Source organism: Luteitalea sp. (assembly GCA_009377605.1).
In the GTDB taxonomy this organism is placed as follows: domain Bacteria; phylum Acidobacteriota; class Vicinamibacteria; order Vicinamibacterales; family Vicinamibacteraceae; genus WHTT01.
In genome coordinates, this window is record WHTT01000020.1 from 65,801 (window position 1) to 85,462 (window position 19,662).

General features: G+C 64.8%; 11 protein-coding genes. 7 read left to right on the forward strand and 4 right to left on the reverse strand.

Annotation, left to right across the window (positions count from 1 at the left end; translation table 11 throughout):
* The first annotated feature begins 104 nt into the window (after positions 1-104).
* Positions 105-545 carry a hypothetical protein gene (locus GEV06_08965; GenBank protein ID MPZ18029.1) on the forward strand — a complete coding sequence of 147 codons (441 nt, stop codon included), beginning with the start codon at positions 105-107 and terminating at the stop codon, positions 543-545.
* Positions 546-599: 54 nt separating this feature from the next.
* On the opposite strand, the gene GEV06_08970 is transcribed toward GEV06_08965, so the two are convergent.
* Genes GEV06_08970 through GEV06_08980 form a run of 3 tightly spaced genes read right to left on the reverse strand, consistent with a single transcriptional unit; the run spans position 600 to position 4,400 of the window.
* Entirely contained in the window at positions 600-1,103 is a 504-nt protein-coding gene (locus tag GEV06_08970; GenBank protein MPZ18030.1) for a DUF1569 domain-containing protein, read from the reverse strand.
* Positions 1,100-3,244: a prolyl oligopeptidase family serine peptidase gene (locus GEV06_08975; protein MPZ18031.1), complete on the reverse strand. Its 2,145-nt coding sequence runs from the start codon at positions 3,242-3,244 to the stop codon at positions 1,100-1,102. Before GEV06_08975 ends, GEV06_08970 begins: the two co-directional genes overlap by 4 nt.
* 37 nt (positions 3,245-3,281) lie before the next feature.
* The gene (locus GEV06_08980; GenBank protein MPZ18032.1) at positions 3,282-4,400 is read right to left on the reverse strand and encodes a hypothetical protein; all 1,119 of its coding nucleotides are present in this window, start codon (positions 4,398-4,400) and stop codon (positions 3,282-3,284) included.
* A gap of 110 nt (positions 4,401-4,510) precedes the next feature.
* On the opposite strand from GEV06_08980, the gene GEV06_08985 reads away from it, so the two are divergent.
* Positions 4,511-11,560 carry a BamA/TamA family outer membrane protein gene (locus tag GEV06_08985; protein ID MPZ18033.1) on the forward strand — a complete coding sequence of 2,350 codons (7,050 nt, stop codon included), beginning with the start codon at positions 4,511-4,513 and terminating at the stop codon, positions 11,558-11,560.
* Between the two features lie 28 nt (positions 11,561-11,588).
* Here the strand turns inward: GEV06_08985 and GEV06_08990 are convergent, their stop codons facing one another.
* Positions 11,589-12,188 (reverse strand): hypothetical protein, encoded by a 600-nt coding sequence (locus GEV06_08990; GenBank protein ID MPZ18034.1) that lies wholly within the window; start codon positions 12,186-12,188, stop codon positions 11,589-11,591.
* 271 nt (positions 12,189-12,459) lie between these two features.
* On the opposite strand from GEV06_08990, the gene GEV06_08995 reads away from it, so the two are divergent.
* From GEV06_08995 to GEV06_09015, 5 genes are all read left to right on the forward strand, one after another.
* A complete protein-coding gene (locus GEV06_08995) occupies positions 12,460-14,163 on the forward strand; it encodes an amidohydrolase family protein (protein MPZ18035.1) in 1,704 nt (567 codons plus the stop codon).
* Positions 14,164-14,174: 11 nt separating this feature from the next.
* A complete protein-coding gene (locus tag GEV06_09000) occupies positions 14,175-15,875 on the forward strand; it encodes a DUF2079 domain-containing protein (protein MPZ18036.1) in 1,701 nt (566 codons plus the stop codon).
* A 329-nt stretch (positions 15,876-16,204) separates the two neighbouring features.
* On the forward strand, positions 16,205-17,239 hold the full coding sequence (locus GEV06_09005; protein ID MPZ18037.1) for a serine hydrolase: 1,035 nt from the start codon (positions 16,205-16,207) through the stop codon (positions 17,237-17,239).
* A 366-nt stretch (positions 17,240-17,605) separates the two neighbouring features.
* The gene (locus GEV06_09010; protein MPZ18038.1) at positions 17,606-19,210 is read left to right on the forward strand and encodes an FAD-binding protein; all 1,605 of its coding nucleotides are present in this window, start codon (positions 17,606-17,608) and stop codon (positions 19,208-19,210) included.
* A 188-nt stretch (positions 19,211-19,398) separates the two neighbouring features.
* Positions 19,399-19,662, forward strand: a 264-nt coding sequence (locus tag GEV06_09015; GenBank protein MPZ18039.1) for a hypothetical protein, incomplete at its 3' end; no start/stop codon positions are given.

Here is a 19,662-nt window from a genome sequence, read left to right on the forward strand (position 1 = left end):
TGGTCCACTTAGTGGCCCGGAGCGCCCCCGGGCTAGACGGCGGTGCCGCCTTGTGACGGTGCTGAGGGATTGCGCGTCATAAGAGCGTGGAGGATCGTGAAACGATGACAACGCAGCCTGGCAAGCTGGGCGATATGCTCGAGACGCTCGCCATGTTTCCGGATGCAACCGAGCGCGCCCAGATCCTTCTCAGCTTCGCCGACAAGTTCACCGAAGTTCCGCCGGAGGTCGCCACCAGACCGTTCGCCCAGGCCAATCAGGTTCCGCAATGCGAGTCAGAAGCGTATGTCTGGGCCCACCTCCAGCCAGAGGGCACGTTGAAGTTCTACTTTGCCGTAGAGAGCCCCAGCGGCGTCTCCGCCAAAGCCCTCGCGACCATCCTCGATCAGGCGCTCTCTGGTCTCCCGCCGGAAGACGTGGCGCGGGTCGACGCGGAGATTGTCGAGGCGATCTTTCGCGAGAACATCTCGATGGGCAAAGGGCTCGGCCTGCGCTCGATGGTGCTCGCCGTCCAAGCCCTCGCCCGCCAAGCACTGAAGGGGTGAAACGGGGACAGCCCCCGTTTTCCGAGGAGTGGAAAACGGGGGCTGTCCCCGTTTTCACGCGCCGCCGCGGGCGAGCTTCATGACGGCATAGAGGTGGTGTGCCGCATGGACGAGGAAGAACTCGATCCACACCGGGATGGACATCCGCCCGAACACTGGATGAGTGCCCACCCGGGCGGAGTGCTCCGGCTGCAGGCTGGCGAGGAATGACAGGAGCTCACGCCGACCGTGCCGCAGACGGGCGACCACCTCATCGAGGGGAAGCGCTTGCCAAGCTGGCCACTCGGGGTCCTGCTCGGCGCGATATGAACCGAGCGGCGGCTCGTCCTCGCGCACGATCCTGGCCATGCGTTCGAGGAACACTTGCTGGTGACGACCCAAGTGTGCCAAGTGCTCGTGCGCAGACCATTTGCCCGATGAGGGCCGGCGTCCGAGCGCTTCCGGGGTGGCGTCACCGAGGATGAGCGCAAGATTATCGAGCTGGGTCGCGAGCCTCGATAACGTCGACGAGCTGAGGACCGCATCCGTCGATCCGGAGGCGCTCCGCTGCGCGTTCATGGAGAGCTGCTCTGTCCTCCGTTTTCCAGCGCTTGTACGAGAAACGCGAGGCGGTCAGTAGCTTCGTCGATGAGCTTGCTGGTTGGCTTGCCGGCGCCGTGCCCAGCTTTCGTTTCAATCCGGATCAGGACGGGCGCCTTTCCGGCCTGTGCCGCCTGCAGTGTTGCTGCGAACTTGAAGCTGTGCGCCGGCACGACGCGGTCATCGTGATCAGCCGTCGTGATGAGCGTGGCGGGGTACGCGGTACCCGGCTCGATGTTGTGGAGCGGCGAGTACTTGATCAACGTATCGAAGCCCTCATTTGTCGCCGAGCTGCCGTAGTCAGACCGCCACGCCCATCCAACCGTGAACTTGTCGAAGCGCAGCATGTCCATCACACCAACCGCGGGCAAGGTTGCGGCAAACAGATCCGGTCGCTGCGTCATGCACGCTCCCACGAGAAGACCGCCGTTGCTGCCGCCGGAGATAGCCAGCTTGGAAGATGACGTGTACCTCTCGCGAATGAGATATTCAGCCGCGGCGACGAAGTCGTCGAACACATTCTGCTTGTGCTCCAGCCGTCCGGCGTCGTGCCATTCCTTACCGTATTCACCACCACCACGCAGATTGGGAACCGCGTAAATCCCTCCGCGATCCAGCCAAGCCATGCTCGAGACCGAAAACGATGGCGTCAGCGATATATCGAAGCCGCCGTACCCGTACAGCAGCGTTGGCGTTTGTCCATCGCGCTTCGTGCCCTTCCGTGACGTGATGAACATCGGAATCTTCGTTCCATCCTTCGATGGGTAGAAGACCTGCGTCGTCTCGTAGTCCGCTGGGTCGAAGGCGACCTTTGGCTCCTTGAACGGCTCGCTTCGCTTCACGGCGAAGTCGTAACGGAAGGTCGTGGTCGGACGCGTGAACGACTCGAACGCGAAGAAGCCGTCGCTGTGCTTACGCTTGCCGGTGAACCTGTTGATCGTCCCGATAGCGGGCAATGGAATCTCGCCCTCCACTCCACCGTCGAGACCATAGATCCGCAACACGTTGTGGGCGTCGGTCATCCAGATGCCGACGAACCGGTCGCTCACCATCGTCACGCCGTCCAAGACGTCGCGATTGGATGCCTCCGGGATGAGGGTCGTCCACGATGACGGATCCGGAGCACGTTTCTCGATCGCGACGAGACGACGACGTGGTGCCCCGTTGTCAGTGAGCACGTAGAAGCGATCGCTGTCATTACCCACCACTGTGTATGACGCATCGAACCGATTCAGCAAGGGCTCGATCTTCGAGTCTGGCTGGCGCAAGTCTCGGATGAAGACCCGGTTCCGAGGCTCCGTACCCTCGGTCTGAGAGACGACGAGCCAGCGGCCATCCTCCGTCACGTCCGCGGAGAACATCCAATCGGGCTTGTCTGGACGCTCGTAGATCAGCTGATCCTGATCCTGCGTCGTCCCGATCTTGTGGAAGTACAGCTTCTGGTTCTTGTTGACGCCGGTGAGCGCCTCATCGCTCTTCGGCTCGGCATATCCGCCGTAGAAGAACCCGGAGCCGTCCTCGAGCCAGGCCGCGCCCACGAACTTCGACCATTTGATGACGTCGGGCAGATCCTGTCCCGTCGCGACGTCCCGTACGCGCCATTCTCTCCAATCGGACCCGCTCGACTGGAGGGCATACGCCACGAACCGCCCGTCGTCGGTGAACGAAAGAGCGCCGAGCGCCACCGTGCCATCGGGCGACAGCGCGTTCGGGTCGATCAGCACTTCGGGCTCGGCGGAGAGGCTCTTCGTCCTGAAGATCAGGGCTTGGTTCTGCAGCCCTGTATTGTGCGAGAAGATGTACCAGGGGCCATGCTTTGCCGGAGCGCCATAGCGCTCGTAGTTCCAGAGCTCGGTCAAGCGCTGACGAAGGCCCTCGCGCTCGGGAATGCCCTCGAGGTACGTGAACGTGAGCTTGTTCTGTGCTTCGACCCACGCCTCGGTTTCGGCGCTGTTGTCATCTTCGAGCCACCGATACGGATCGCGAACCTTCGTACCGAAGTAATCGTCGGTGACATCCAGCCCCTTCGTGTCCGGGTAGGGAAGGCGCTTCGGTTCTTGAGCGGATAGGTTTGAGAGGAACATCGTGAGCAAGGCACCGGCTAGAGCAACGTTTCGCATGAGGCCTCCGCATGCTGAGGCTTACGTCCACCTAACATCAGACACGAAGTGGCAGCTCGAGGACCGTGCCGCCCAGCGCCGCTGACCGATCCGCCGCCAGGCAGATCTGCATGGTTTTTTCGGCGTCGAGAACGTTCAGCTCTGGATCCCGACCCTCCCGGATGCAGGCAACGAGGTCGTCGATTTCTGCCTGAAATGGATGATGTGCGACGTCGACAGAATCTGGCATGTTGTCGCAGGCGATTTGAATCGCCTCTGCCGCGCTGCCGTAACGACTCGGGTGTAGTGTCACCTCGGGGACAGGGTTGGCGTCGCGCAGCTCCTCGAGATCGACCGGTTCGTCCTTCCACGCGATGAGCGTATCGCGGACGGAGAGCCGATCACCCATCAACTCCACGCCGAACGTATACGGCAGCATGAAATCCGTGGAGCTGGTCACGTGTCCCAGCGCTCCCTCTTGGAGCCGCAGGTTCGCGAGAATCGACGTGGGCCACTCGTAGCCCGCGGTAAAATGCGTGTGAAACGCGCTGACGTCCAGGGGCTCGAGGCCGCTCAGCCAGCGGAACGTATCGACCGCATGACAGCCAGCCGCCAGTAGGTGGCTGCCGCCGCCTTCGTTTGTGCGACACCAGTCCCAACCCGCGTACCAGTCCAGCACTCGGGAGAGGTATTGCACACGTACAAAGCGAACGCGCCCCAGACGCCCTGACGACCGTAGCCAACGAACGAACCGAAGGTATGGATTGTAGCGCAGCTCGAACGAGACAATCGAGCGAGTCCCGGCTTTGCGGACCGCGGCGCTGAGCTGCGTGAGCTCGTCGAGGCGTAGGGCCGTTGGCTTTTCGAGAAGGATGTGCTTGCCGGCCTCGACAGCTGCAATCGCTTGCGCGGCGTGGAGATTGTTGGGCGTCACAATCGAGATGATCTCGATATCGTCAGCCTCCAGGAGATCTTCGTAGCGGGTCGTGATGCGCGCACCCTGTGCGCTCACGCCGTATTTGGTGAGGTTTGCTTCGACGCCTTGCACCTCCCGACCACACAGGGCCACGACACGCGTGTGCGGGTTCTTCTGGAACGCCTGAATATGCTGCGCCGCGCACCATCCGATCCCCACCAAACCGACACCGAGAGACTGGTTCTTGTTCATCGACGACATAGAGACATTCTAGTCGGGGCGAAAGAACGGGGACAGCCCCCGTTTTCCGCGATGTGAAAAACGAGTGCTGTCCCCGTTTAGCGCGCTGCTAACATGGCACCAGCACAGCTATGCCTGTATCTGTCCGACTCCTGCGCATCGGACTCGTTATCGCCGCGGGGCTCCTACTGGTGCTGACCCTGTTCGTGGCGCTCCTGCACACGCCCCTCGTGCGCGGGCGCGTGGCTGCGTGGGCGACGGCCATGCTCCAGCGAGATTATGGGATTGACGCGCGGATCGGTCGGCTCGATTACAACCTGTTGTCGCTCAGCATCGAGCTGGCCGACGTCCGCTTGGCTGCGGCTGGTCGGGAAGCCCCGGCGTTCTTCACCGCGCGGCACGCCCGAGTCGATCTCCCCTGGGCCTTCGTTGGTGGCGCGGCACGCCTGCAGTCGCTTTCGGTGGACCATGCGGCCATCGTTATCGAGCGCGCGCAAGATGGGCGCTGGAACCTTCCCGAGCTCGCCGCACGTGAGCCGGCCCCCTCGTCGTCTGCGATCGATCTGGGCCGATTGGACCTGCGCGATATCTCTTTTCGCTTTACAGATCCCTCGTTGGGCACGGCGCTCGAGCTGAGCCGCCTGTCGCTGGTCTCGCGCGCGACGCCGGGCCCGGCTGCATGGCGTCCGGCCGACCTGGCCGCCAACCTTCGCGCCGAGACCGGCGGCCAACCACTCGAGGCCCGTGTGGAGGGCGCGTTGCGCCTGACCAGCGAAGGACTCAACCTCGAACCACTAGTGCTCACGACAGCACACAGCCGGATCGAGGGGGCCGGCGTGATGCGGCTGTTTGCTTCGGAGCCGGCCTGCGACCTGCGATACCGGGTGGAGGCAGACTTGACCGAGCTGACACCTCTGCTTCCCGGCCAAGGAATCCGAGAGCCTGACCCCGAGACCGCGCCCACCTTGCCCATGCGGGGCATCGTGCAAGCGAGCGGCACGGTGAAGGGTGAGCTGGCTGCGCCTCGCATCGAGGTTGATCTCTCGAGCGACTCGCTTGCCTACGCCGATCTCCGGCAAATCCGGCTGCAAAGCCGCGCTTCAATCGATCCCACCCGCGTCATCGTCAGGCACCTGCGCGCGGCCGTCGGCGCAGGGGAAGTCGCTGTGCGCGGCACGGTGGGTCTGGACCAGGGCGTGAGGTCGGAGATCGACTCGACCTGGCGGGGCCTCGATGTCGCCACCTTTCTCTCGTCCGTTGCTGGTCCGTTGCCCGTCGATCTCGCCACACGGGCGGCAGGCACGGTGCGAGTGGAGGGTCCGGGGCTCGACTGGCCGAACTGGGAAGTCTCGGTGCATGCGGCACTCACGCCGACAGCGTCGTCGAAACGGGCAGCGCGTCCCCGACCAGTGCCCGTTGCGGGCACGCTTGCGCTAACGGTCGCGAAGCGGCAGTGGTCGCTGACGCCCGACCTGGCGGCGGAGGGACTGACCCTCCGCGGCCGCGTGGGGGGCGAGCTCTCGGACATGAGGTCACCTGCCGAGGCAGACTTCACCGCTGAACCAGTCGACGGCTCACTCTCGGGCGGCCTCGCGCTGCACGCTGCGGACGTCGTGCCGCTATTGGATGTGGCGGGCGTCGTACTCCCGACGGGAGAGCGCATCCACGGAAGCCTGGATGCCCGCGTCGATCTCACCGGTTCCTTCCGACAACCTCGCGTGAACTGGAGCCTCACCTCTCGTGATCTCACGTCGTCCAGCCACGGCGCGGGCCAGCTCGACGCCCGCGGCACGGCGACGACGACCCGCGCGACCGTGGCAAGCTTGCGGCTCATGCTCGAAGAGAGTCAGATCGATGGGCGGGCGACCGTTTCGTTTCGAACCGGCCGTGTCGAGGGCTTCGTGCAAGCCGACGTTCCAGAGGTCGCAGCGCTGCTTCGCGCAATGCCTGCCGAACGGCGTCCTACCGGCACAGTGAAGATGAGCGGCCGGCTCGCTGGAACGACGACTCGTCTCATGCTCGATGCGGCGGTCACATCGAGTAACCTCCGCGCGGCCGGTCAACGGCTGGACTCTCTGAACGCGCAGGTTCAACTCACGCCGGACTCTCTTCGCATCGAGCGACTGACAGCGACACAAGATCCGAGCGGCCTGCTGGAAGCCACTGGCAGTTACACATTGTCATCCGGCCGTTACGAGTTGGATGCGCGAGGCCAGGATCTGCGTATCGATCCGCCGCCGGACGGGTCGGACACTGCAGCGTCGATTCCCGTAGGGGGCCGGGTGAGCTTCGAAGCCCGCGGCGAAGGCGCGCTGGCACACCCATCTGGCGCAGCACGCCTCACGCTTTCGGACTTCACATGGCGAGGTGCGGCGCTCGGCCCTATCGAGGCGACGGTCGACGCAGATGGGCAGCGCGCCGTGATTGACGCCCGGGCCTCGTCATTTGCGACCGAGCTCCACGCCATTCAAGCCTTGGACGAGGCGAGGTCGTTCGAGCTGACGGCGCGCGTCGAAGGCCTCGACGTCGAGCGCCTCTCCCCGTTCCTGCCCAACGTCGATCTCCCGATCGCCGGACGCCTGTCCCTGGGTGCTCGAGCGAACGGACGACTCGACAACCTCGCAGAGACGGAGGGCAGCGCGACGCTAACGGAGACGAACGTCATGATCGGCGACTCTCGGCTCGCGCTCGCAGCTCCGGCGGCGCTGCGCTACTCGCCGCGCGGCCTTGCCGTGGAGGGGCTCGATCTAGCCAGCGGGGCCAGCCATCTGACCGTTGACGGGTCATTCGGCTTGGGGGTGCAGAAAGAGGAGACCGGCGCCTTCCCTGCGACCGAGAAGCTTCACGCCAGGCTCGATGCGCGGGCCGCAGACCTCCTGCCGATCGTGAAGCTGTTCTCGACGGTGCCTTTCGGCCTCACAGGATCGCTCCAACTCGATGCCAACGCTACTGGCACCCTTCGCGCGCCGCGGCTCGCCGGAACGCTCTCACTCATCGACACGAGCGTGACCTATCGAGATCTGCCCCCGGTCACCAACCTTGGCCTCGAGGCGCACCTGGGTGAGGGCTTACTCACGATAGACCAGCTCACTGGGACATGGCAGCGCGCCACGATCGCGGGGACTGGTTCGCTGCCTCTGCGACTACTCGCGCGCTGGTTGCCAGAACCGCTCGTCGCTGCACGGCCGGCAACACCAGATGAAGCGCGCCTGCAGGTCACGGCGTCTCCCTTGACGCCAGCGCTGCTCGAGCCGTTCATCGACGACCTGACAACGGCGCAAGTCGACGGGGAGCTGGCACTATCGCTCGACGCACGAGCGACCGCCCTGGACCTCGCGGCGGTCAACGGAACGCTGACTCTCGACCGGGGCAACCTCGTCTTCGCGGGTTTGCCCGTTGAACAGGTCGCGCCGACGCGCATCAGCATCGACAATGGCCGCGCGCTGATCGAGATGTTCTCTTGGCGTGGGCCTGGCACTGAGCTCCGCGTGACCGGGAGCGCGAGTGGGTTGGATCATCAGCCGGTCGTGGAGCTCAACGCGCTCGGGAACTTGGACTTGCGTTTGCTCGGCGCGTTCGCGCGCGATATCGGCACGGCTGGATCCGCCACAATCGATGTACGCGCCACAGGACCGGTAACGACGCCCGAGCTCGACGGCCGTATCGACGTGACGGAGGGTGAGCTCGTGCTCCGCGAGCCACGCCTGCTCGTGTCCGACGTGGCAGGCGCGATCCAGCTCGATGAGCAGCGCATCAGCGCGATTGGCATCACGGGGATGGCCAACGGCGGTCCGATTCGTCTCGATGCCACACTCGACGTCGGCCAATTGCCAGCCGTCACGGGCATAGCGACGATCACCGGACGCAACGTCGCCTTCGAATACCCCGAGGGCCTGCGCGCCGAGCTCAACGCGGACATGCGCGTCGAGATTCGCCCGCGCGAGACGCTCATCGGGGGTGACGTCACGCTTCTCCACGGCTCGTACCGCGAGCCGATCATCCTCACCGGCACCCTTGGGCGCGAGCTCTTCGGTGGCGGCGGGCAGCTAGGAGGCATGCCCAGCGGCGGAGGTTCATCGGCTGCCGCAACACCAGTTCGACTCGACATCGCCGTCATCAGCCAAGAGGATCTCCTGGTTGACAACAACTACGGCCGTTTCGGCGCCGCGTTGGACCTGCAGCTCTTGGGCACGCTCGACCAGCCGGGTGTGGCCGGGCGCATCGAGCTGCGCGAAGGCGGCGAGCTCTATCTCGGCGGCCTTGTCTACCGCATCGAGCGCGGGTCGGCCGACTTCACCGATCCTGCCCGACTCGATCCCACGCTCGACCTTGTCGCACAGACGCACGTGGGTGCGACAGGCGTGACCATCCAGGCAAGCGGCACACCCGAAACCCTCGATGTCACCGTCGAGTCAGACGATGCGCAGCAGTCCGAGGCGGAGCTCTACGCGATGCTGGCCGGTGGCGGCGCTGGGGAATCCACGACTGAGGCCGTGCGCACGCAGCTTCTCAGCGCCATCTCAGGAGACCTGTTTGCGCTGGCCGGTCGCACCATCGGGCTCGACGCACTGCGGCTCGAGCGTGGCATCGCTGCCGAAGACATCGGGTCCGAGCAGGTCCAGCTCGCGACCGAGGCGAACCCGGCCGCCCGCCTGACTGCAGCGAAGCGATTCCCCCGCGGCGTCGAGCTCATTCTTTCGCAAAGCTTACGCGAGGCAGGTGCGCTTACCTGGATAGCGTCGTATCGCCCGCTCAGAAGCGTCGAGCTCAGGGCCGTCTCTCGAGACGATGAGTCGAGAGCCTACGAGTTTCGCCACGACGTGACCCTCGGCCGTCGGACGCGGCGTGTCGACTCGGGCGCACAGCGCGGCCCAGGCCAGCGTGTCACGGCCGTCATCATTCGTGGCGTGAGCGAGGCGGACGAGCGCCAGCTCGCGCGGCGGCTCAAGCTCGAGGCTGGCGATCGCTTCGACTTCTACCGCTGGCAGAAGGATCGCGATCGCCTGGCCGAGTACCTGCGGGAGCAGGGCTATTTCGAGCATCGGATTCGCACATCGCGACAATCGCAGGAGGCGCCTGTTGAACGGCCCGCTCAGCCGGCCGCCGGGCCGGAGGCGGCTGACGAGGCGCCTGGCGTCACGCTCTATTACACGATCGAGACCGGTCCGCAATGCGAGGTCGTCGTTCGCGGCAGCGACCTGCCGGGCAATGTGCGCAGACGTATGCGGGACGCCTGGTCGGCTGCCGTCTTCGATACTTTCCTGTCGGACGATCTCACCGCCATTGCACGCCGACACCTCATCGAGACGAATCATCCACAGGCGCGTGTGCAAGTCCGCATCGATGCGCGACAAGAGGTGAAGCAGGCAATTGTCACCGTCGAGCCAGGGCCAGTATCTCCCTGGCGGCTCGAGTACACGGGCAACGACCAGGCTTCGACAGCAGCTATAGACGCCTTCATAAGGGAGCGAGACCTGGCGCTCACTGCATGGCTCGACCCGCCGGCATTCGAGCGGAGTCTCGCGGAATGGTATCGAGCGCAGGGATACCTTGCGGCGCTCGCTCGGGTCGGAATCGATGCACGGTCGAGCAACCGCGGCGGGCAAGCGTCACGAGGCAGAGAGGTGATCCTTCCCGTCGAAATCCGCGAAGGACCGTTATACTCGGTCGCCTCCGTGGACGTCAGTGGGGTGGAGGCGGAGACTGCAGCCCAGGTGCGCCAGTGGTTCGGCATCGCGCCCGGCAGCGCGTATTTGCCGCTGGATGCCGAGCTCGGCCGCAGGAACGTGGAAGCAGCCTATCGTAACGACGGCTTTGCGAATGCCACGGTCAGCCTCGGCGTCGACGTAGAACCTCGCCGAAGCGGAGCGGAGGCGGGTCGCGTGTTGTTGAACCTCGACGTCGCCGAGGGGCCGCGTCAGGTGCTCGAAGATGTCGCAATCCGGGGCGCACCTGGCACGGACGAACCGGTCATCCTGCGGGCCCTCAGCCTCGAGCGCGGCGCGCCGATCGGCGTGCGGACGATGCTCGAGGCCAGGCAACGCTTGTACGAAACTGGCGTGTTTCAGCGCGTCGACATCAGCCTCCAGCCAATCGAACGACGGACGCAATCTTCATCCAAGGAAGTTGTTACCGAACAGCCAGTGCGCGCCATCGTCGAGCTCCAGGAGCGGCCGCGATATCGACTGCGCTACGGCGTCGGTGTCAACGACGAGCCCTCGTCTAGCGGCTCTGGCCGCGAGGTGACGCCTGGTCTCGCGGCGGATCTCGAGAACCGCAACCTCTTTGGAACAACCGCGACCGGCGGCATCGCCGGTCGCTACCAACGACGGAGGCAAGCGGGCCGCCTGTTTCTCACACTGCCGCGCCTGTTCGACGCGCCGCTCTCGACCACGCTCTTCGTCGAGCGCTCGCGTGAGGGTTTCGATGTCGTTTCGGAAGCGGCCACATTCGAGGCCACAACCGATGAAACGGAGTACTCAATCTTTCAGCGGCTGCGGCTCCGTCGCAGGGAGGGGCTGGCCGTCGAGTACGGCTACACGTATGCGCGAAGTCGAACACGTGTGGACTCTCCCGACTTTCCGGACGAGCCTGTTACCGTGCCTCGGCTCGGCGCGTCGGTCATTGTCGACAGGCGTGACGATGCCTCTGATGCGACGCGGGGCTGGTTGCACTCATCGACCTTCGAGTACTCGGACACGTGGCTGGCATCCGATCTTCGTTTTGTCCGCTACGTGGCGCAGCAGTACTACTTCCGTCGGCTGACCGAGACGGTCGTCTCTGCCTCTGCTCTGCGTGTTGGCGCCACGCGCGCGATCGGTGACCAGGTGCTCATCCCAAGCGAGATGTTCCAGATCGGCGGTGGGCAAACCCTACGCGGCTACCCGGACGGTTCGATTGTTGGTGAGGACTTTCTTGCAGAGAATGCGTTGCTGCTGATCAACCAGGAGCTGCGGTTCCCGATCTACCGCTGGGTGCGAGGTGTGGGCTTCGTGGACGCGGGGAACGTGTTCGACGCGTTCTCCGATCTCTCGCTCGACCTCGAGGTCGGGGTCGGCGCCGGCTTGCGCATCGACACGCCATTCGCCCTGTTTCGTGTCGATGTCGGTGTGCCGCTCACGCGCGACGTCGACGGCCGCCGCCGGCCCCGATTGTATTTCTCGCTTGGACAGGCGTTTTGATCAGCGCGCTTGACCCAGCCATCGCGCGTTATCGCCTGCCGCGGACGGTGCGCATGACCGACTCCACGACGGGACGTTCTGGTGCGGCCGGCGCCAGCTTCAAGAACCGCTCGAAGTGCGTGGCCATGAGGTCGACCCGCTTGGCCTTGTTGTACGCCATGCCCGCGTAATAGTGCGCATACGCCATGTCCGGCCTGAGCTTCGCCGCCTTCGCGAATGCGCTGCCCGCCTCCTTGTATTCGCCGCGCGAATTCAGGACAAGGCCGAGTTGGTATTGCGCCTCGGCGAGCTTCTCGTTGAGCGCTACCGCCTTCTTGGCGGCACTCAGCGCTTCGCCCTTGTTGCCCCCCAATTGTGCGAGCGCCGATCGCCCGACGAACGTCCAGGCGCTGTCCTCGTCTCCGGAGGCGAGCTTCTTGTACGCCGCGCGTGCTTGACTGTCTTGTTTGAGCTTCGCCTGAGTCTGCCCGGCAAGATACGCCTCTCTGGCCGAGCGTGCCTTGTTCGCCGGCAGCGCGGCGATGGTCTCCGCGTACTTTCCGGCTTCGAAGAGCTTCTGCGGGCTCTTCTGCGCCTGCACGAAGGCAGGGACCAGCAACATCACTCCGAGAATCGCTAGGTTCCGCATGCAGACTCCTTGAGGTCGCCACTGTTGGTGGCTGATTTTCAGGGCGGCGCGTTTGGCGAACGCGCCCTACCCTCGCCGGGCACGCCGTGTTCGGCGGAGGCGCCCCATTGGCGGTTGGGGCGCCTCGCCGAGGCGTCCGCGCTCTACAATTCCTGCAAATCGGGATGGCGCTACGGTGTCCCTCCCGGGAGACGTCGACCAGCCGCCGCCGAAGTACTCCAGCAAGGCCGATGCCAGCGCACCGCCCTCTTGATTCGACCATAATAGCGCCATGCCCCAGCTTCGTGCGCGCCTGGCTCTTCGCGTCTGGATCTCAATCGTGCTCCTAGTGGTCTGTTTCACCGCGCTCGGTAGCGCCTGCCGACGCTACGACGTGCTGATCCGCAATGGCGTCGTCTACGACGGAACGGGCGCTCCGCCCCGACGTGGCGACGTTGCAATCACGGGCGATCGAATTGCGGCCGTGGGCGATCTCGAGAGCGCGAGCGCGGGCGAGGTGGTCGATGCGGGCGGCCTGGCGGTTGCTCCTGGCTTCATCAACATGCTCTCGTGGGCGACCGAGTCGCTCCTCGTCGACGGGCGCTCGCTCAGCGACATCGAGCAGGGCGTGACGACCGAGATCTTCGGCGAGGGATCGTCGATGGGCCCGCTCTCGCCGGAGATGAAAGCGCGAACCGAGCGGACACAGGGCGATCTCAAGTACGACGTCACCTGGACGACGCTCGGCGAATATCTCGAGACATTGGAACGCGAGGGCGTATCGGCGAACGTGGCGTCGTTCATTGGTGCTGCGACGATTCGCGAGCACGTGATCGGTCTGGACGACAGGCCTGCCACCGCGCAGGAGATGGAGCGCATGCGCACCCTCGTGCGGCAGGAGATGCAGGAGGGCGCGCTCGGCATTGGCTCGTCACTCATCTACGCACCCGGTGCGTACGCCTCCACCGAGGAGCTCATCGAGCTGTGCAAAGTGGCCGCGCAGTACGACGGCAAGTACATCTCGCACCTGCGCAACGAGAGCACACGCTTGCTCGAGGCCATCGACGAGCTGCTGCGAATCGCGCGCGAGGCGGAGATTCCTGCGGAGATCTATCACCTCAAGGCGGCCGGCGAGGCGAGCTGGCCGACGCTCGATGCGGCTATTGCCAAGATCGAAGGGGCGCGTGCGGAGGGATTGAAGATCACGGCAGACATGTACACCTATACAGCCGGCGCAACCGGACTGACGGCGGCGGTGCCACCGTCGAGGCTCGAGGGAGGCCTGGAGGCGTTCGTCGAACGCCTGCGTGATCCCGCGTGGCGGCGTCAGGTGGCGGCCGACATGCGCCGGCCCGCGATCGACTGGGAGAGCTTGTATCAGGCGGCTGGATCGCCCGATCGGGTGCTCTTGGTGGAGTTTCGCTCAGAGGAGCTGAAACCGCTCACGGGCAAGACGCTCGGCGACGTCGCGCGGCAGCGTGGGACGAGCGATATCGACACGATCCTCGATCTCATTGCGGAGGATGGCACGCGCGTGGGAGCCGTGTACTTCTTGATGTCCGAGGACAACGTGCGCAAGCAGATTCGGTTGCCCTGGGTGACGTTTGGCTCGGATGCGGGATCGCTCGCGCCGGAAGGCGTGTTTCTGCGCTCCTCCGTGCATCCGCGTGCCTACGGAAACGTGGCACGCCTGCTTGGCCGCTATGTACGGGACGAGCAGCTCATCCCCCTCGAGGCGGCCATCCATCGTCTGTCGGGCCTGCCGGCGAGCAACCTCGGACTCGAAGCACGCGGCACGCTCGGGTCCGGGATGTTCGCCGACGTCGTCGTGTTCGATCCGGAGACCATTACGGATCTTGCAACGTACGAGAAACCGCACCAGCTTGCGTCCGGGGTGGAGCATGTGTGGGTGAACGGTGTCCGAGTGTTGAAGGATGGGGAGCACACCGGCGCCCGCCCTGGGCGCGCGTTGAAGGGGCCGGGGGCGAAGAAGTGAGTCGGTGAGGGCTGCGATCAACCCCGAGTCAGAAGCTGGGAGGCGCGGCGAGAAATGCGGACCCGAAGGAGCGCGTGCGAGCGGCCTTAGCCACGATCGCCCTCGTTGTGGTCGTCGTCCTGGTCGGTGCACCGTTGGTGGGCTGGCCTCCGGTCGTGCGGCTGCCGGTCGTCGTGGCACCGGCACTCGTGCTGGCTCTGTTGGTCGTGCGTCCGTGGCGCTGGCGAGAAACCGAGCTTCGCGCCTTGGACCGCTGGGAACCGCGTGGTCGCGTCGTCTTGTTCGCCGCGCTGATCGCGGGGCTTGTCCTGTTCTGGCTCGTCCTGACCCGCTTTCAATCCGGTGCTATCAACGCTGTCGATTTCACAGTGTACTTCGACCGGCCCTGCTTTCAGACGCTGCAGGGGCGACCGCTGTATGTGGAGACTGCGGATGCGCCCGGATTCTCTCATCGCAGTGAGCTGGCCGTTCACGCATACTGGGGGATGCTCCCCGTTTGCTCTGTGTATGCGCTGTATCCCAGCCCGCTCTGGCTTCTTGCGCTGTCAGTGATAGCGGTCGTCGCGGGAGGTGTGCATGTCCGGCGGATCATGCAGCGCATTGGAGCCGGCGGAGCGCTCGCAAGCGCGACAGCCCTCGCCTTCATTCTCAATGACAATACCGCGCGAGCTCTCAACTACGGGTTTCATCCCGAAGTGCTCTTCGCGTGGTTCGTGCCGTGGATGATCGACGCGGCACTTCGGCGCCAGCGAAGGTCCTTCTCAGTAGCGATGCTCGCATGCGCGCTCGTCAAGGAGGATGCTGTCATGCCGATTTTCGCGGCGTCCGTAGCCCTGGGGCTGCATGCGTTCCGTCGAATGACATGGTCGGACCGCTTGCTGTTCCTCTTCTTGCCGACCGCTGTCGCCGCTGCCAACTTGGGTATCTACTACGGCTACGTCGTACCGAAGCTCACGGACGCCGGAACGCCGACATACGCGCACTTCTGGGCGAACTACGGCGCAACTCCGATGCTGGCGCTGGTTGGCATGCTGACGCAGCCTTGGCGTGTTCTGGTCAGCACCATGACGTCGGGCTTCTGGACGACCGTGATCGTGCCCCATCTATTCTTGCCGGTGCTTGGTTGGCGATGGGTCGTCGGCATCGTGCCAATCGTCGCGCTCTATGGCGCATCAGCGAACGAACAGTTGCGAGCATTCGGGATCTACTACGCCATCGTTCTCGGGCCGTTCCTGGCCATTGCGGCCTCTGCCGGCGCGCTGACACTGTTTCGCCGACTTGTCGCGAATGCTGGTCATGCCCGTCTCGCGGCAGCGGCCGCGATCTTCCTCGGAGCGCTCCTTGTCGGCAGTGGAGACCGTGGCTACAGCCTGCGTCCCTGGAAGAGCGAGGTAGCGGCAGTTCCCGAAGCGCTGGATCGCCTCGCCAATGAGCCTGTTGTGCTCGTGCAGAGCGGCCTCTACCCGCATGCCGGCTACGATGAGCGTGTCCAACTCCTGACACCGGAGACGCTCGAGGACGCCAGGGACACCCGCGCCGTAGTGCTCCTGGCCCCCGATGTCAGCGCGTATCCGTTCGATCCGTCGGATCTGGCCGACCTGACGTTGCTGCGACCGCTCCGCGCGATGCCTCCCGGTATCCTCGCAGTACGATTGCCGGAAGCTCACACGCGCTCATGGGAGCCTCAACCGCCCCAGAGGCCGCGTCAATGAACATGCTGTTGACTTGAGTGTTCCGTACGCAGCGCGCGCCCTTCAGACCACGCGGGCCACGGAGCCGAACAAGGAGGACGGAGATGACACGTAAAGAGGGCCCGGGATGGCGCAGACGGCTCGAAGCCAGGGTGTGGCGCTGGTCCGTTATCGCGGTGCTTGGGGTGGGTCCGTTCGTGGCCATACATGCGGCAACGGTCCGAGCGGGCGGCCAGGCAGCGCCACGCCTGCAAGAAGCCGCGCGCGCCGAGAGCGAAACGCGGCCACAAGAGGGGACTTACTTCCCACCACGAGGTTCTTGGCGCCGGTCGTCTCCCGAAGCTGTGGGAATGGACAAGGCCGCGCTCGACCGAGCCGTTGCGTACGCCGTGGCGCACGAGAACCCCGGTCCCAAGGACCTGGCGCTCGACAGGGCTGTCCTCTTCGGTGAGGAGCCGTTCGATGAAGCCGTTGGTCCGCTGGGTGAGCGCGCGGCACTCAACGGCCTCGTCGTGCGGCACGGCGCGATTGTCGCCGAATGGGGAGACACAGCGCGTGCTGACTTGACGTTCAGCGTAACCAAGAGCTTTCTATCGACCGTCGTAGGGCTAGCGTGGCAGCAGGGTCTCATCCATGACGTAAAGGATCGTGTCGTCGACTACATGCCGACGACCGAGCTCTTCGACTCGCCCCACAACGCGAAGATCACGTGGGAGCATCTGCTGCGACAGACGAGCGACTGGCGTGGCACGCTGTGGGACAAGCCGGATTGGGCGGACCGTCCCGAGGGTGAGAAGCCCTCAGACTATCCAAACCGGCCCCTTCACGAGCCGGGGACGCATTACAAGTACAACGACGTACGAGTCAATCTGCTCGCGTTGGCTGCCCTGCACGTCTGGCGCAAGCCGCTGCCGCAGGTGTTGCGCGCGGAGCTGATGGACCCGATCGGTGCGTCGAGCACATGGCGCTGGCACGGCTATCGCAACTCCTGGATCGAGCTCGACGGCCAGCGAATGCAGTCGGTGAGCGGCGGCGGCCACTGGGGCGGTGGCATGTTCATCAGCGCACGCGACATGCTGCGCTTCGGCTACCTGTTCCTGCACAACGGCCGGTGGGGCGGTCGACCGGTCGTTTCCGACGAGTGGATTCGGATGGCCCGAACGCCCGGTTCAGCGAACCCGACCTACGGGTTCATGAACTGGTTTCTCAATACCGATCGCGAGCCGCTCCCCAGCGCGCCGGCGACCGCGGTGACGTTTCGAGGCGCCGGCAACAACATCATCTACATTGACTGGGAGCACGATCTCGTCGTGGTCGTCCGGTGGATCCAGGGTGACGCACTCGACAGCTTTCTCGGCCAAGTGCTTGCCGCCATCCTATCGTGAGGAGGAAAGGTTCATGGTTCGAGGGGCAAAGCGGAAAATACCTCGGCCGGAGGCACGGCAACCAGGTCGTGTCAGAACTGGGAGCCGAGCCTCCCCTCTCTGCTCCTCGCCGTTCACGCCCTGGTCACCGAGCCACCGGCCGAGACGAGGCGGTGTCCCGATGGACTTCTTCCGTCTCAGTCTCAACAACGGTCGTCTGGTGCGGACCGAACAGAACGGGCTGCAGGAGCTCACTCGTCTTCCTCGAGGAAGACATTTCGTCGCGAATCACACAGAAGTCGCCGCCACCCGCGACTTCGCGGAAATGGAACCAGGTACCTTTTCGCTCCGGAAAAGGTACCCGGTTCCATTTCCCCCATTACGCGGATGCCTTCTCACCGCATAAGGACCAGTCGACCGCGCGGGGCAGCTGCCCTTCCCGGTGTTGCGACCTCCGAAGATGATCTCCGCGCCTACCTGGAAGACGCTGCGCACCACTCCGGTGGGCGCGCGGTCGGCGTTGCCAGTCCCCGGAGCGAGGCGGAGCTCGCGGGGCTGCTCACCGCCCACCAGCGCGTGCTCGTGGTGGGTGCACAGTCGTCAGTGACCGGTGGCGCCACGCCACTGGATGATCTGGTCATCAGCACCGCGCGACTCAATCAGATCACGAAAATCGAGCGAGACCGCGTGCGGGTGCAGGTGGGCGTGTCGCTCGCCAGCTTGCAGGAGGCGCTCGATGCACACGGCCTCTGGTACCCACCCGTGCCTACCTTCAGCGGAGCCACCGTCGGTGGCGTCGTAGCCACTAACGCCGCTGGCGCAGCGACCTTCAAGTACGGCAGCACACGCAATTGGGTCCGCGCGCTCAGGGTCGTCCTGGCGAGCGGCGACATCCTCGAGATCGAGCGTGGAGAGGTGACGGTCGACGACCACGGCGTGTTCGAGATTGAGACAGGAGGTGGTGCGCTGCGGGTGAAGGTGCCGACCTACGGCATGCCGGACGTTCCAAAGTGCTCCGCGGGCTACTACGCCCGTCCCGGTATGGACGGCGTGGATCTATTCGTCGGCTCCGAAGGTACGCTCGGCGTCATCGTCGACGTCACGCTGAGCGTCTTGCCGCGGCAGGTCGGGCTCTGCTTGGCGCTCGTCCCCTTGCCAGACGAGGCTCGCGGCTTGAAGCTCGTCGACGCGCTGCGGCGTGCCTCCTATGAGACGTGGGCCGCGCGCGACCCGCGTGGCATCGACGTGGCCGCCATCGAGCACGTCGATCGCCCGTCGCTCGACATTCTGCGCAGAGACGGCGCCGATCGACGGAACAACGTCTCCTGGCCGCCAGAGACCGACATGCTCCTGCTCATTCAGCTCGAGCTCCCGACCGCCCTTGGTGCCGAGCAGGCCTACAACGAGATCGCGGATGCGCTCGCCCCGGACGCGGCCGACACACCGCTCGTCCGCGTTTGCCGGCTGCTCGAGCAGCACGATGCCCTCGACGGGGCGTCGATCGCATTACCGGGCGCTCGCCAGCGGGCCGACGAGCTCTTGGCCGTGCGCGAGGCCGTGCCGACGGGCGTCAACCAACGCGTGGCGCGCGCGAAGCACAACGTGGACAGGCGAATCGAGAAGACCGCCGCAGACATGATTGTCCCCTTCGATCGCTTCGGCGAAATGATGCAGATCTACCGCGAAGGCTTCGCGCGCCGTGGTCTCGACTACGCGATCTGGGGCCATATCTCCGATGGCAACGTGCATCCAAACGTCATCCCGCGCTCGTACGACGATGTGCGGCAGGGGCGAGCGGCTATCCTCGAGTTCGGCCGGGCGATTGCACGCCTCGGGGGGTGCCCGCTTGCCGAGCACGGCGTCGGCCGAAATCCCATCAAGCAGACGCTGCTTCGGCAGCTGTACGGTGACCGCGGGATCGAAGAGATGCGCCGCGTGAAGCGCACGCTCGATCCGGAGGGCAAGCTCGCCCGCGGTGTGCTGTTCGACTAGAGTAGAGCATTGGGGGAGTCGGTGACGGACGGGCCTCGTCACCCCTCGAGGAGGGCTTCATCCGTATTGTCGATCACGTCTCCACGGCCGCCCCGCAAAGGATCACGCTCGCCCACTGGCCCACCTATCTCGGCCTGACCGCCGTCGTTGTGTTCTTCTGCGTTCCGCTGTTCCTTGGGTTGGCCCGATTGGATCTACACGGTGACGAGGCGATCTATTCCTATGCCGTCGATCGGATGCTCGAGACGGGTGACTGGCTCACGCCGCGCCTGAGCCCAACAGATCGGCCACATCTCTCGAAGCCACCCTTGAAGTACTGGATGGTGGCCGGCCTCATCGGCACGGGACTACTCCCACACAACGAGGTTGGCTTGCGGTTCATGGACGCCCTCTTCGGCTCGATCGCGTTCATCTATCTGTACTGGCTTGGCCGATGGTTAGGGGGATCACTT